At 66.2% G+C, this 14,631-nt stretch carries 13 protein-coding genes; 5 read left to right on the plus strand and 8 right to left on the minus strand.

Going from position 1 to position 14,631, the window contains the following annotated elements:
* Positions 1–79: 79 nt before the first annotated feature.
* Positions 80–1,297: a sigma-54-dependent transcriptional regulator family protein gene (locus ACZI8W_RS07775; RefSeq protein ID WP_463367945.1), complete on the minus strand. Its 1,218-nt coding sequence runs from the start codon at positions 1,295–1,297 to the stop codon at positions 80–82.
* A 213-nt stretch (positions 1,298–1,510) separates the two neighbouring features.
* On the opposite strand from ACZI8W_RS07775, the gene ACZI8W_RS07780 reads away from it, so the two are divergent.
* Positions 1,511–3,331, plus strand: a complete 1,821-nt coding sequence (locus ACZI8W_RS07780) for an NAD(P)/FAD-dependent oxidoreductase (protein WP_463367901.1) — start codon at positions 1,511–1,513, stop codon at positions 3,329–3,331.
* A gap of 37 nt (positions 3,332–3,368) precedes the next feature.
* Positions 3,369–3,542 carry a hypothetical protein gene (locus ACZI8W_RS07785; protein WP_463367902.1) on the plus strand — a complete coding sequence of 58 codons (174 nt, stop codon included), beginning with the start codon at positions 3,369–3,371 and terminating at the stop codon, positions 3,540–3,542.
* 239 nt (positions 3,543–3,781) lie between these two features.
* Here the strand turns inward: ACZI8W_RS07785 and ACZI8W_RS07790 are convergent, their stop codons facing one another.
* Together ACZI8W_RS07790 and aztD are read right to left on the minus strand one after the other, a co-directional pair.
* Positions 3,782–4,156, minus strand: a complete 375-nt coding sequence (locus ACZI8W_RS07790) for a hypothetical protein (protein WP_463367903.1) — start codon at positions 4,154–4,156, stop codon at positions 3,782–3,784.
* Between the two features lie 169 nt (positions 4,157–4,325).
* Positions 4,326–5,549, minus strand: a complete 1,224-nt coding sequence (gene aztD / locus ACZI8W_RS07795) for a zinc metallochaperone AztD (RefSeq protein WP_463367904.1) — start codon at positions 5,547–5,549, stop codon at positions 4,326–4,328.
* Positions 5,550–5,675: 126 nt separating this feature from the next.
* Here aztD and ACZI8W_RS07800 point away from each other — a divergent pair, with 126 nt between their 5' ends.
* Positions 5,676–6,863 (plus strand): AAA family ATPase, encoded by a 1,188-nt coding sequence (locus ACZI8W_RS07800; RefSeq protein WP_463367905.1) that lies wholly within the window; start codon positions 5,676–5,678, stop codon positions 6,861–6,863.
* Here the strand turns inward: ACZI8W_RS07800 and ACZI8W_RS07805 are convergent.
* Both ACZI8W_RS07805 and ACZI8W_RS07810 read right to left on the minus strand, forming a co-directional pair.
* A complete protein-coding gene (locus tag ACZI8W_RS07805; protein WP_463367906.1) occupies positions 6,817–7,401 on the minus strand; it encodes a sigma-70 family RNA polymerase sigma factor in 585 nt (194 codons plus the stop codon). The genes ACZI8W_RS07800 and ACZI8W_RS07805 overlap by 47 nt on opposite strands.
* Before the next feature lie 81 nt (positions 7,402–7,482).
* Positions 7,483–8,160, minus strand: a complete 678-nt coding sequence (locus tag ACZI8W_RS07810) for a nitroreductase (RefSeq protein WP_463367907.1) — start codon at positions 8,158–8,160, stop codon at positions 7,483–7,485.
* A 173-nt stretch (positions 8,161–8,333) separates the two neighbouring features.
* On the opposite strand from ACZI8W_RS07810, the gene ACZI8W_RS07815 reads away from it, so the two are divergent.
* Positions 8,334–8,603, plus strand: coding sequence for an arylamine N-acetyltransferase family protein (locus tag ACZI8W_RS07815; protein WP_463367908.1), 270 nt, complete (start codon positions 8,334–8,336; stop codon positions 8,601–8,603).
* Between the two features lie 10 nt (positions 8,604–8,613).
* On the opposite strand, the gene ACZI8W_RS07820 is transcribed toward ACZI8W_RS07815, so the two are convergent.
* Complete coding sequence (locus ACZI8W_RS07820) at positions 8,614–9,621, minus strand: NAD(P)H-dependent glycerol-3-phosphate dehydrogenase (RefSeq protein WP_463367909.1); 1,008 nt, start codon at positions 9,619–9,621, stop codon at positions 8,614–8,616.
* A gap of 184 nt (positions 9,622–9,805) precedes the next feature.
* Between ACZI8W_RS07820 and ACZI8W_RS07825 the strand changes: the two genes are divergently transcribed.
* On the plus strand, positions 9,806–10,531 hold the full coding sequence (locus ACZI8W_RS07825) for a hypothetical protein (protein ID WP_463367910.1): 726 nt from the start codon (positions 9,806–9,808) through the stop codon (positions 10,529–10,531).
* A gap of 132 nt (positions 10,532–10,663) precedes the next feature.
* Here the strand turns inward: ACZI8W_RS07825 and ACZI8W_RS07830 are convergent, their stop codons facing one another.
* Both ACZI8W_RS07830 and ACZI8W_RS07835 read right to left on the minus strand, forming a co-directional pair.
* A complete protein-coding gene (locus tag ACZI8W_RS07830; RefSeq protein WP_463367911.1) occupies positions 10,664–11,926 on the minus strand; it encodes a benzoate/H(+) symporter BenE family transporter in 1,263 nt (420 codons plus the stop codon).
* 15 nt (positions 11,927–11,941) lie between these two features.
* Complete coding sequence (locus ACZI8W_RS07835) at positions 11,942–14,629, minus strand: helix-turn-helix transcriptional regulator (RefSeq protein ID WP_463367946.1); 2,688 nt, start codon at positions 14,627–14,629, stop codon at positions 11,942–11,944.
* Between the last annotated feature and the right edge of the window lie 2 nt (positions 14,630–14,631).

A 14,631-nucleotide genomic window follows, 5' to 3' on the forward strand; every position in this document is an offset into this window, starting at 1 on the left:
CTCGAGTTTCTGGTAGATGCCGGTAGAAAGCGGAAGGCAGGCACTTGTCCCATGATTATTTCGATCTATTGGTCTATCGCTAGACTGCTGAATACTTCTCTGAGATCGCAGCCCGAACGCCGAGCCCCGCGCAGCGCAGCACGAACGCGCACTCGCTGAGGCGTTCGGCGCCACCGAGATCCAGCGACAACTCCACCGATTCGGCAAGTCGATACGGCCGGCTCTCGACGACCGAGCCCAACGCGCGACGCAACCGCGACACCTCCGCGCGCACGGCGACGGCATGCTCGGCGTCGCCGAAGAGCGTGTGACTCAACTCCGTCACCGACATCCCGATGCGCCCGTGCATGTGCAACAGCAGCAGGATCTCGGCGTGTCGAACCGTCACTGCGCTGCGCCACTGGTGGCCGGTGCCCGTGACCTCGATTGTCGGCGACGACGACAACTGCAACGTCATGCGGATCATCGCCACGGATTCGGACGGCCGGATCATCCAGCCGTGCGGCAACTGTTCCGGCACGCACAGCCCCAGTCCGGGAATCGTCAGGGCACGATCGGCGCGGGGGGCTCCGACGCGACGGGTTGCGGCGACACCGGACGCGTGCGCGACCCAGCCGTGGTCGTCGACCAGCAGAACCGGTCCGCTGACCGAGGCGAGCAGTGGTGCGGCATCGTTGCGCAGCCGGTCGAGGCGTTGCTCGTGCTGCCGCCACAGCTGCGACTCGGCGAGGCGCACCGCGGTGTCGACCAGCGCCCCGATTGCGGGATGCAGCGTCATCGCCGGGCCGCTGACGTCGACTATGCCCAGCAGATCGCCGCTGATCGGGTCGTGGATGGGCGCGGCCGTGCAGTACCAGGGGTGTTGTGACTGCTCGAAATGTTCGCCGGAGAACAATTGCACCGGTGCGGTCTCGGCCAGTGCGGTACCGATTGCGTTCGTGCCCACCGTCATTTCCGTCCAGACGGACCCGACGCAGAACCCCAGCGTATCGGCCCGCGACCGCATACGCGCCGAACCGTTACGCCACAGGATGACGCCGTCCGCGTCTGTTACGACGAGCAGCATCTGGGATGCATCGGCGACCGGCGAGATCACTTGTTCGAGGTCGCCGATGATCGCGGAGAGCGGCGACGACCGGCGACGTTGTTCGGTCACCTCGAGCGAGTATGGAACTCGCGCGTTGCTGCCCACCGGGTCGAGGCCGGTGCGTAGCACTCGGGACCAGGACCTCGCGACGACGCTGCGCGGTTGCATCGTCGGCGTACCACCACCGATGACCGTGTCGTGCATTCGCATCAGATCGCGGGCATATCGGGACAAATCGGTGCCGGGTGTGATCGCGCTGAACGTACTCCTGTCCTTCCGCGCCACTGTCCCTCCGTCTTCCTGCCGGTCTTCGCAGCATAGGTCCACACTGTGCTGCGCGCCACACGCAACGTGATGCAACGCTTGCTGTGCCGCCGTATCGGGAGTGTGCTGGATCACATCGACGACCGGAAAGGATCGGCCATGACCGACATTCTCGAGCACTCCTCCGATCACGTGACCGACACACAGCAGCGGGTGGACGCGTGGCTGCGAGATTTCGAGGCGGCGCTCGCTGCGCGTGACGTAGAGGCGGCTGCAGGCATGTTCGCCACCGACAGTTTTTGGCGCGATCTCGTCTCCTTCACCTGGAACCTCAAGACCGTCGAGGGGCGCGACGGTGTCGCGGGCATGCTGCGTGAGCGTCTCGACGGCATCGATCCGAGTGGCTTCCGCACCACGGACGCCCCCACCGAAGACGACGGTGTGGTCAGTGCCTGGATCGCGTTCGAGACCGCCGTCGGTCGTGGTGAGGGCCACCTGCGCCTGAACGACGAAGGCGCATGGACTCTGCTCACCACGTTGCAGGAACTGAAGGGGCATGAGGAAGGGAAGAAGGAGAATCGTCCACGCGGCACGAGGCACGGTGCCGACAAACACCGGGTCACCTGGTCGGAGCAGCGTGACGCGGAAGAGACGGAACTCGGCTACAGCAGGCAGCCCTACGTCGTCATCGTCGGTGGCGGGCAGGGTGGCATCGCGCTCGGTGCACGCATGCGGCAACTCGGGATCCCCGCGCTGGTTCTCGACAGCCACGATCGTCCCGGCGACCAGTGGCGTGGACGGTACAAGTCGCTGTGCCTGCACGATCCGGTCTGGTACGACCACCTCCCGTATCTGCCGTTTCCGGAGAACTGGCCGGTGTTCGCGCCGAAAGACAAGATCGGCGACTGGCTCGAGATGTACACCCGCGTCATGGAGGTTCCGTACTGGTCGAAGACGCTGTGCACGTCGGCGTCCTACGATGACGCGACGGGGGAGTGGGCCGTCCACGTGGAACGCGACGGTGACCCCCTCGTGCTGCGTCCGAAGCAGCTGGTGATCGCGACGGGTATGTCGGGCAAACCCAACATGCCGAGCTTCCCGGGTATGGACGTGTTCCAGGGCGAGCAGCATCACTCGAGCGCACACCCCGGGCCGGACGCCTACGCAGGTAAGAAGGTCGTGGTGATCGGAGCGAACAACTCTGCGCACGACATCTGTGGTGCGTTGTGGGAGGTCGGCGCCGACGTGACGATGGTGCAGCGCTCGTCGACGCATATCGTCAAGTCCGATTCACTCATGGATCTCGGTCTCGGCGACCTCTATTCCGAGCGGGCACTCGCGAACGGCATGACCACCCACAAGGCGGATCTCACGTTCGCGTCGCTGCCATACCGCATCATGCACGAGTTCCAGATCCCGATCTATCAGAAGATCGCCGAACGCGATGCCGAATTCTACGAGCGCCTGGAGAAGGCCGGATTCCTCCACGACTTCGGTGACGACGGGTCGGGACTGTTCATGAAGTACCTGCGTCGTGCCTCCGGCTACTACATCGACGTCGGCGCCTCCGAGCTTGTCGCGAACGGTGACGTCAAGCTCGCCCACGGCAACGTGCGTGAACTGACCGAACACTCCGTGATCCTCGACGACGGTACCGAACTCGATGCCGACCTTGTCGTGTATGCGACGGGGTACGGCTCGATGAACGGCTGGGTCGCCGACCTGATCGGGCAGGACGTGGCCGACAAGGTCGGAAAGTGCTGGGGCCTGGGCTCGGACACTACCAAGGACCCCGGTCCGTGGGAGGGTGAGCAGCGCAACATGTGGAAGCCGACGCAGCAGGATGGACTGTGGTTCCACGGCGGCAACCTGCACCAGTCTCGGCATTACTCGCTCTATCTCGCGCTGCAACTGAAGGCGCGTTACGAGGGCATCCCCACACCCGTGTACGGCCTGCAGGAAGTTCATCACCTGAGCTGACAACTGGAAGCCACACAGCCGCGCAGTGCGTGGACAGATGCCGTCTGTCGGCGGTGTGGATCTGCCCGCGCGCCGCGCGGTTATCGGCGCCGTACTTTCCTCGGCCGTCGAACTCCCCGACGACACCGACGTCCTTCCAGTAGAAGTCGGGCCGAGCGACGAATGCTCCGGAATCGGTGCGCAGTTCGTACTGCAGCTCCGGGGCGGGTAGCCCGGCGGCGGCGATTCGCAGGCGGCTCAGCGATTCACCGGGACTCTCGCTCCGTCCGTCGAGGAACCCCACAATTCGACGCGCCGCCGCGATGCCCGTCCTCGTGCGGGCAGTGCTCACGGCGTCGGGTAAGAGCGGTAGCGCGTCGGGATACATCCGCAGCGCCGAGTCTCCGGCGACCACCGCATGATCGGTCGGCAGCGTTCGAGCCAGATCGACGACGGTCCGCGCGACGGATGTCACCGGCACCCCGGACACAGTGCCGACTTCGCCGGACGGGAGGTCGTGTGGACGTGCAGGGTGTCGAGGCGTCGACCACCCGACGCACGGTTGCGACTGATATGGATGCGGGAGAGGTCGACGTCCCAGAGCGCCACACCGTGCAGTACCGCAGCCGAGACATGGCTGACAGCGGCGCCGTCGCTCAGTTTCCCACGAAGACCCAGCACCCGAACGCGATGCAGGGCCATGGGGCCGAGATCTGTCGTGCCGTCGATGTAGATACCCCGCGCGACACGCCGCAACGTCCCGATGCGCAGTGCCTGACGGATCTCGTCGACGGTCGTTCCGGAAGCCAGGAGCTCGGAGCGGATCAGCAGTTTCGGTTCGTCCATGGTTGGCAGCGTCGCAGTCCCGTGCGGCGACTTCTGGTGGTTTCGTGCCCGGGTGACAGTTCTGTGGATGAAGTGCGCGCCTGTGGACAACCTGCATCCGCGCATGACGGTGGCATGAACACCGGGTCGACGCGGTGTGTGTGCCTTCGTCCCGCGCGGTTGCGGTGGATCAGGTGGTGCTGATCTCGTTCGGGGTGCGCGGCAGAGTCGCTGTGCGGACTTCTCCCGACTCGAGGTCGACGGCGTGCAACGAATCCGTGGCAGGGTCCGTCACATACGCGGTGTGGTCCAGCACCTCGAGCGCCGGTCGCGGAGACTGCCATTCGTCGGGTTCACTCCACGGATCGAGGACGTCGATGCGGTTGACGACGTCGCCGCTTTCCGGGTCGATTACGTGCAGCGCACCATCTGTGCCGAGCACCAGAGCCTCACCGTACGGTCCCCGCCCCAGCGACCGAAATGTGTAACTCGTTCCCAGATCGACGAGTTGCATCTGTGCGGTGCGGGTATCGACGAGGGCGACACGTTCGGGGCGTTCGAGTTCGGCATCGGGGTCGGTCTTGTAGTCGCCCAGGACGATCGGGGATTCGTCGGATCCGGCCTGGTTCCCGAGCCGTCCGTACGCGTCGGGGGCGGTGACCTTCGTGAAGGTGCCGTCGCGGAAGATCACCATGCCGTCCTCGCATCCGAACACGACCGAGTCGGCTGCGACGGCTTCGCCGTGCACCCCGGGGCACTCGTCGGTTCGCGCGGCTTCATTGCGATCGACATCGAGAAGAACGACGCTACTGCGACTTTCACTGTCTCCATCGGTGACGAGGAGCGATCCGTCTTCCAGGGGCACAGCCACGCCGTGGTGGGCGTCGGACGTCGTGTAGGTGTCGGTCGCGGGAAGTGGGCCGGTGGGGTCGAGCTCCTCGGGGTCGAGCAGCGACACCTGGCCGGTGCCGTCGTCGAACAGTGCGGTGGTGCCCGCGTGCACGACGACATGCCCGGGTTTGTCGGCGGAATACACGAGGTCGGTGAGGGCGGGTGTGCCCGCGTAGTGGTGGCTGTGGTCGCCGTGAGCGTCGCTCCAGCTGCCGGTGTCGAGTGCACGGAAGCCGCCGGTGGTGGAGACGAGCACGTGGCGGTCGTCGCCTGCAGGACTGAGTCGGTTGAATCCCTCGAGGGGCAGGTCGGTGAGGACGTCGAGTTCGGTCGCGTCGACCACGAGCAGGCCGCCGTCATACGTGAGAGTCAGCCGCGGCTCGGGGGAGGTGACTTCGGCTGCTCTCGGCGTGCTGCTCGGTGCGGCCTCCGCGCTGTCGTCGGATGGCGAGGAGCACCCGGCGACCAGTGCGGCCGCGAGCGCTGCAGACAGCGCGAGGCCGCCGTGATGGAACGGTTTCATGGTGGGACATTCAGCCAGTAATGAAAACGAATGTCAAAGTAGATAATGCGTACGTGTGCATTCATCTCTCTACGACACGCGCTAGAGAATCTCAGAAACTACTGACGTCGTGGCTACCATCGACCGATGGACCCGGTCCGCAACCCGTACGCTCCCGGCGCGGGACAGCGCCCACCCGCACTCGCCGGCCGCGAACGGCAACTCGAGGCTTTCGACGTGGTGCTCGAACGCATCGCGCGGGAGCGGCCTGAACGCAGTGTCGTGCTCACCGGCCTCCGCGGCGTCGGCAAGACGGTGCTGCTCAACCAACTGCGCTCACTCGCGATCGCCAAGAGTTGGGGCACCGGGAAGATCGAGGCCCGCCCCGACCAGGGGCTGCGTCGCCCCCTGTCGTCCGCGCTCCACATGGCGGTTCGCGAGATCGCGGCGGGGCATCCCGACCCCGAATCCGTCGACCATTTACTCGGTGTGCTCAAATCGTTCGCGCTGCGCGCCACTGCAGACAAGGGCATGCGCGAACGTTGGCAACCCGGCATCGACGCTCCCGCGGTCAAAGGTCGCGCCGATTCCGGCGACATCGAGATCGACCTCGTCGAACTGCTCGTCGATGCTGCCGGCCTCGCGCGCGACGTCGGTGTGGGAATCGCCCTGTTCATCGACGAGATGCAGGATCTCGGGCCCGACGACGTCTCCGCGATCTGCGGGGCATGCCATGAGCTGAGTCAGGATGCAGCGCCGCTCATCGTGGTCGGTGCGGGACTGCCGCACCTCCCTGCCGTGCTGTCGGCGTCGAAGTCGTACTCCGAGCGCCTGTTCACCTATCACCGCATCGACCGTCTCGACCGTGAGGCGGCAGACTACGCGCTGATCGCGCCCGCGGAACTCGAAGACGTCGAGTTCACCCCGGAAGCGCTCGACGTGCTGTACGACATGGCCGAAGGATACCCGTATTTCGTGCAGGCATACGGGAAGGCCACATGGGATGTCGCTGCGGCCAGCCCGATCACTCCCGACGACGTACGAGTCGGGTCCCCCGACGCAGAAGCGGAACTCGCCGTCGGATTCTTCGGCTCCCGCTACGAGCGGGCAACGCCCGCCGAACGCGAATACATGCGCGCAATGGCGGAACTCTCCGGCGACGACGGACCCGTGCCCACCTCGAAGATCGCGGTGGAGCTCGGACGTAAACCGGCGTCGCTGTCGCCGGCCCGCGACGGACTCATCAAGAAGGGGCTGATCTACTCCGCCGAGCGCGGATTCATCGGCTTCACCGTGCCCCACTTCGGAAAGTACCTTCGTGCTCAAACAGACTGAGCTGCGCGCGTAGTCGCGTCAACGCGCGGTGCTGGGCCACTCGCACGGCGCCGGGTGTGGTGCCCAGCACGAGTGCGGTGCGTTCGGCACTGTAGCCGCGGAAAACTCGCAGAATCACGATCTGGCGCTGTTGCTCCGGAAGCATGTCGACGAAACGACGTGCAGCGGCGGCGAGTTCGCTGTCGAGTACATCCTCGTCAGGTGCAGGTTGGGCCACTTCGTGGACAGCCGCCGCCGGGCGGGTGGCACTGCGCCGGGCGTCGACGACCTTGTTCGCTGCGATGGCGAAGGCGAACCGCAACACCGACCCGCCTCGATCGTCGTATCGGGGGAGTGCACGGACCAGCGCCAGGCAGGTCTCCTGCGCGACGTCTTCGACGGGTGTGTGTGCCCGGGTCTGCTCATCCATGCGGGCAGTGCAGAACTGCAGGACGTGCGGGCGTACACAACTCACCACGGTACCGACGGCGTGCGGCTCGCCGGCGACGGCGCGCGGCACCCAGTGGCGGAGCAGGAGTTCGGTGTTCTTGTCGGCCACGGCGGTGGTCCTCTCGGGTGGTGTGGATGTTCCACTACCTTCCGCCGCGGCGCGGCCGCGCAATACCGACCCTCGGGTGGGTTATTCGTCCACCCACACCACGGTGTCCTCGAGCGATGCCCGGTCGGTTCGGCAGGTGTTGGCCGGATGCGCGTCGTCGGCGTATCCGAACGCGATCGCACAGACGGCGTCGCGGTCGTCGCCGATGTTCAGTTCGCGGCGCAATGCTGACCCGGCCATGGGCACGGCGGCCTGCGGAACGGCAGCAATGCCGAGGGATTCGGCGGCGAGCAGCAGGGTCGAGACGTAGCCACCGCAGTCGACCGCGCCGTACACGCCGAGCGCCTTGTCGGTGGTGATGATCGCGACGTGGGGTGCGCCGAAGAACCGGTAGTTTGCGAGCATCTGCTCGGTGCGGCGTGCGTAGTCGTCGCGGGCGATGCCGAGCGCGTTGTACAGCGCGTATCCGGCGCCGCGGCGGCGTTCGGCGTACTCGCCCCGGTATTCGGTCGGTCCAGGGATGTCGGGGTCGAGCTGACCCGACGCTGCCTGGGCGTACAGGGCTTCACGGAGGCGCTCGATGGCATCTCCGCTGATCAGGTGCACGCGCCACGGTTGGGAGTTGCACCACGACGCGGTGCGCTGTCCCATCTTCAGCATGCGTTCGATGTCCTCGCGCGGAACCATCTTGTCGAGGAAGCCGCGGCAGCTGTAGCGGGAGTCGAGGAGAGTCGACAACATCTCTGCGTTGCTGGTCATGCCGACCACGATGGCACAAGCGAAGAGTTAGCGATCGTTCAGGGTTGATGTCCCCTGATGACCACCTGGCGCATTACTCTTTCTATAGCTGTCTAACCGCCAGCCGAGAGATGGGGATATTTCGATATCCGCGACCCACTTTGTCGTGGTCGTGCGAGACTGCACGAGTTCTCATGCAGGCGCGACAGGCCTACTTCGTCACGTCGAGGGAAGAGAATTCGCCGTTCGTGAATCACCTCATGGTGATGCGACACATGCCGCACGCTCATGTGACTCTCACCGAAGGTGCGCGCACTGTCCGCGCATCCGGCCGTGCGACCGAACACACGGAACTGTCGGTCGCCGAAGTCGTCGATGCCGTCCGAGAACTCGGAATCATGCTGGACGTAGCGGAGGCAGACGCATTGACTGCCGTCGTGACACGGCTACGGAATGGTGTGTGACGCGGACGAGTCACACGATGTCATCCTCGTTCCCGGGCGCGATCCGACGCAGCCCCCGATACGCCTCTGCTGGTGAATGCCGGCCCGCGACGACCGCCTCGACCTCGGCTGCGATGGGCATCTCGATGTCGTACTCGCGCGCCAGTTCCATCACAGTGGGGGCAGTTTTCACCCCCTCCGCCACCTGCCCGAGCTTGCCGAGCGCCTCGTCGAGCGACAGGCCCTGTGCAAGAGCTTCACCCACGCGCCGGTTCCGCGACGCCGGGCTCATGCACGTGGCGATCAGATCACCCATACCTGTCAGACCCGCGAATGTACGCGGGTTCGCGCCCATCGCCTCCCCGAGCCGGGTCATCTCGGCGAGACCGCGGGCCAACACCATCGCGCGGGTGTTGTCACCCACTCGCAATCCTTCGGCCATCCCCGCGGCAATCGCGATGATGTTCTTCAGCACACCGCCGAGTTCGCAACCGAGCACATCGGTATTTCGGTACACGCGAAACACTTTCGACGCGAATAGCGGCTGCAACGCAGTTGCCACCGAATCGGCCTGCATCGCCACCACTGTCGCCGCGGCCATACCGTCGGCGATCTCAATGGCGATGTTCGGCCCCGACAGGAGACCCACGGGATGCCCGGGCAGGCATTCCGATACCACCTGGCTCGGTCGCAGCCGGGTGCCCGGTTCGAGTCCTTTCGCGAGCGACAGCAACGGCACCCAGGCCCGTACTTCGTCGGCGATCGGTTCGAGAGTGGCGCGCACAGCATGCGACGGCACACCCACCACCATCACGTCGGCCTCGTGCGCCGCCTCGACGAGATCCGACGTCGCACGCAGGCCCTCCGGCAGTGCGCGGTCGCCGAGGTAGCGACTGTTGCGGTGGGTTTCGTTGATCTCGGCCGCCGTGTCGGGGTTGCGCGCCCACAACAGGGTCGGGGTGTTGCGTGCGGCGAGTCCCGCGACCGTGGTGCCCCACGATCCCGAGCCGAGAACGACGACGCGAACCGGACGTGCCATCGGAATCCTTCCGTCGGTGGTGTTCGAAGAACCAGACTGTCAGGCGCTGCGCGGTCGCGCGTGCTGTTTGCCCGACTTCATGCCTGTATCACGATCGTTATCTCTCCAGTTTGCGCCGCATTTCGAGCGCCATTCCACGCGCTCCGACGGTAACAGCGGATCTTCGTTGCTCGACGTAGCGAATATGGCTACAGCACAACGTGAACGAATCCCGACCCGGATCGCGCTCGGTGCGGGCGCCATCGCGATGTCTGCCGTCCTCGGTGCGGCACCTGCGAATGCACAGGAACCGCCCGTGCACGACGGCGGTCCGGGAACGATTCCCGCCGAGTCCATGCCCGACGCACTCCTCGGCTACGCCGGATTTCTCACGCCCCGGATGCACAGTGAACTCGTGGGCATACCGACCCGATACGGCAGCCTGTGCGCGCCGCAGGAGGTGTATGCGCAGTACGGCGACCCGGTCGGTCACCGCGCCCGGACCTACGTCGTCGACGGTTTCGCTGCGCACGATCTGACCGGCCCGGCCGGCACCGCGGGCGCGGAAGTGTTCGAATATGCCACGCCCGAGGCCGCAGATGCTGCATTCGAGACCGTGAAGGACCTGACCTACGGGTGCGACGTGCCCGTCGACGGTCTGGTGGTTCCGTCCGTGTCGCCGAACAACACACTGTGGGGTTCTCCCGCGGAGCCCACCGACGGTGACGCCTTCTCGGTCCATTCGGGCAACTACCTCGCGCACGGTGGATCCGACAGTTACACGACCGCGCGATACGACCGGTACATCGTCGTCGGCGGGTACCACACGCCGCCGGATCCTGATGCGCCGTTCATCGAGCCGGCGCAGGGCGTCGCCGTGGCAGATCGCGCGGTCCACGCCACACGGAACTCAGTGTTGGGACTCTCGTGAGTTCACCGGCCGAGTAGTTCGGACACCGTCACGAAGTGGTAACCCTCGGCACGGAGCCCGTCGACGATCCCTGGGATCGCCTCGTGGTGCGTGCCCGCGAGGTCATGCGGGCATGGTGCCAGGGCGGTGTGCCTAATCGCCGTGAGGATCCGTCCAATCGTGGCGTTCGAGCAGCCACGACACCGCGACACCGCCGACGATCCCCCAGAACGCCGCACCGATACCCCAGAACATCACGTCGGATGCGGTGACGATGAACGCGATCAGTGCCCCCATCGTGTAGCGGCGACCGAACCCGGCGACGAACGCGCCCTGCAGGGCCTTGAGCATCGCGAGACCACCGAGCACTGCGACGAATGATGCGGGTGCCGCAATCATCCACCGCACGAACAGCGGTGCGAACAGGCCGAAGACGATCGCCAGCCCGCCGCACGTCAGCGCCGCGGTGTACTGCCGTGACCGCGTGCCCGAGGCGGTCAACAGCGCGTTGGTCGGTCCGGTCAGGCACGTCGACACCGCTCCGACGCACGCCGCGGGGAACGACCACAGACCACACACGATCGTGGAGACGTTGATGGGCGGGTTGTGTCCGGCGGATCGCAACACGGCGACGCCCTGCCCGTTCTGCACGACGATGACGGTGATCGCGAGGGGAATCACCAGTTCGACGATCGCCGACCACGTGAAGGTCGGCGCCGTGAACACCGGGGCAGCAAGAATGCTCCCGTTGCCTGGTTCGGGCTCGAAGCGGCCCGAGAGCGCGACGGCGGCGGCGCCGACGAGCAGAGCACCCAGGATCGGCGGCATCCAGCGACCGAGCTTTCCCGCAGCGCTGAGCAGCAGGAACACCACGATCATCGGCACCGCGATCGCGAAGTCGGAGCCGAGCGCTTTCACCAGGTTTGTGCCGAACGACAGGAACACACCCGCGACCATCGCCATGACGATGGGCATGGGTAGCGCCTCCATGACGCGGCGGACGAGGCCGGTCACTCCCAACACGGTGACCAGCGCGGCCGTGACGAAGAAGGCCCCGAGCACCTCCGCCCAGCTCAGGTGGGTGAGAGAACTGCCGACGAGGATCGTGCCGGGGATGGTCCAGAAGAAGCCCAGCGGCTGACGGTAGGCGAGGCTCATCGCGATCGTGAGGATGCCGTTGAGAACGAAGGCCCCGGCGATCCACGACGCCAGCTCCGCCTGCGACAGTCCGCCGGCGGCGCCGGCGGCGAGGATCACCGCAACGGGACCGGTGCACGAGAAGATCAGCCCGACGAGTCCGTTCGACGCGTACCCCGGTCCGAAGTCACGCAACACCTCCGCGGGTCTGATCCATGGCCGGGAGGGTCGCTCGAACAAGTCGGTGTCGGGGGGTGTGGCGTCGTCGATGGCTGTCATCGGGCTACGTCTTCCTTACTGTTCTCGGCGGAAATGTGCCGCGAGTTCGCTGCGTGAGCGGATGCCGAACTTTGCGTAGACGCGGGTCAGGTGGTACTGGACCGTTTTGACCGAGAGGAATAGCTCCGCGGCCACTTCCTTGTTGGTGTGCCCCGCGGCAACCAGGGTTGCGACCGCGCGTTCCTGCGGTGTCAACGCCGACACGTCGGTGCGGTTCCGAGTGCTCACGGCGTCACCGGATTTCAACCCACCCGCTTTGAGCTCGCGGTCGCAGCGCGCGACGATCGAGCCCGCGCCGAGTACGGCATACAGCTCCCGCGCAGTGCGGATCACGCTGTCGGCATCACGCCGCCGTCCGGCGCGGCGCAACGTCTGTCCGTACGCGAAATTGATGCGTGCGCGATCGTACGGCAATGGCAGGGTGGAGATTTCGGACAGTGCCCTCTCGAAGGAGTCGCGGGCCGAATCGATGTCGCCGCGCGCACCGTGAATACGTCCGCGCACGTATCCGAGTCGCGCTTTCGCGGAACGGTGACCTCGCTCGGCGGCGCGTTCTTCGTGAGGGCGTAGGAAGGCGTCGGCGTCGTCGACTCGACCGGTCATCACCAGCGCGTTGCCGTAGAGGTCGGGCCAGGGCCAGAAACCGGGTTCGTCGAGGGCTTCTCGGTGCCGCAGGGTCACGAGGGGATCGAGTTGGCGGAGTACTCCGTCGTAATCTGCTGCTACTTCTGCGCACTGGGCTGCGGAGATGCAGGAGGGGACGAGCATGAGCGTGTAGTCGTTGCTGCCGGCGCGGCCGTGTCGCAGGTGTTCGCGCGCAGCATCCCAATTGCCGCGCAGTGCATGCACCTGAGCGCCCGTCCAATGGACGAGTGGCCGCAGCAGATCCAGACCGGTCGAATCGAGTTGTGCAGCTGCCCGATCCACGGTGCGCAGGGCCTCGTTCCACGCCCCCAGGGTGAACTGTGTGCGGGCGAGCCACGCTTGCGCCCACAGGGAGATCCGGAGAGAGCCACCGCGGAACGTGGTGGGTTCGGAGGCCTCCAGTTCGGTACGGGCACGGTCGGGCGCATCCAACGCCAACGCGAGCCAGCCTTCTGCCATGCGGATGCGCTGGCTCTGTGCCCCGAGGCGGACGTGGTCGGCAAGGCCGGCGTACGAAGCGCGGGCATCGTCGATGCGTCCGGTCATGCCCAAACCGAGACCTCGGATGGCGTTGGACTCCACGACGGCCGGTGCATCACCCGGAACCAGCGACGAAGCGCGATCGGCCCAGGCCACGAGTTCGTCGCCGCGCATCCTGGCCAGTGAGTGCAGGACCATCCGCTGGCAGATCATCGCCGCTAGCTCGGGGTCGGTCGCCGATTCGTCGACCATGGCCCAGGCTTCCGACAGCAGATAGTGCGCTTCGGCGACGCGACCTCGCTGGATGGCGAGGTAGCCGAGGACCGCGTTGCGCATCGGGCCGCCGGGAGTGCTTTCGATTTCGGGAACGAAGGTCTGAGCCTGGGGGAGGTCGGCGGCGCCGGTGAGTGCGTCGACCCCGCGGATCAAACGCTGTGTGCGGAGGTCTCGTTCGGGGGTGATGCGGCCCGCCGTGATGAGCGCCTCGGCGGCCTGCGCCCACGCGCCGTCCGCAGCGCGTTGTCGAGCGAACCGATCGAGCCGGTCTGCGAGTGCGTCGTCGGCGGCGGGCGTAGCCGACACCAGATGGAACAGGGCGTCGCCCTCGTCGTCGACGAGTGTAGCCGCATGCGCATGCAGTTCACGCCACCGCGCCGGCCCGATCTCGTCGGTGACGGCGGCGCTGGTCATCGGGTCGGGGAACAGCAGCGTGACGATGCCCTGTCGCTCCCGCATCGTCAGCAGACCGGCGGTGTGTGCTTCGTCGAGCAACGGTGTGGGGTCGTCGACCTCGGCGAGTGCAGCAGCCGGAGCGAGCGACGATCCGGTGCCCAGGATCGCCGCCGCTTCGATCAGGGCGCGTGTCTCGGGTGAGCATGCGGTGAGGGCACGTCGTACCGTCGCGGCGTGTTGCGCAGGTGCGGGGAACCGTGCCTGCCACCGATGCCATTGGGCGTGCGGGATCTCGTCGAGGAGCTGCAACACCGGCCGGGGACTCCCGAGGGTGTGCTCGTGCAGGCGTCGAGCCGTCCAGGGCGACAGGTCCACGCCCGCGCGGAGAAGCGCGAGCTGGGCGACGTCGCCGGAGGTGAGGGCGCGGACACGGACGGTGTCGGCCCGATGCGACGACAGGATTCGTGCGGTGGTGTCGTCGATGCCGTCGGGAAGGACGTCGGGGACCACCCACAGCATCAGGATCGGGCGCTGGTGCGCGTGGCGGATCATCGACGAAAGCGCCTGCAGGGATTCGATATCGGACCAGTGCGCGTCATCGACCACGAGGATCGTGGTGTCGTGGATCGTGTCCAGGTACGCATGGGCCGCATCGATGGGGTCGGCCTCGGGTGCCGGGGCGTGTGTCAACTGTTCGAGCACCGCCCACGGATGGTTCGACTCCCACGGTGCCCCGGAAGCAGTCTGTGCGTGTATATCACGGTGCCTACTCGTGAAAGACCGTACGAGAGCGCTTTTCCCGATGCCGGGTGGACCCTCGACGAGGGCGAGCACGGGAGCTCCCGCACGCGCCCCGCCGAGGAGTCGGTCGAGCTGCGAAAGCTCGGTTTCACGTCCAACCAACATCG

The organism is Rhodococcus ruitaii (assembly GCF_055230935.1).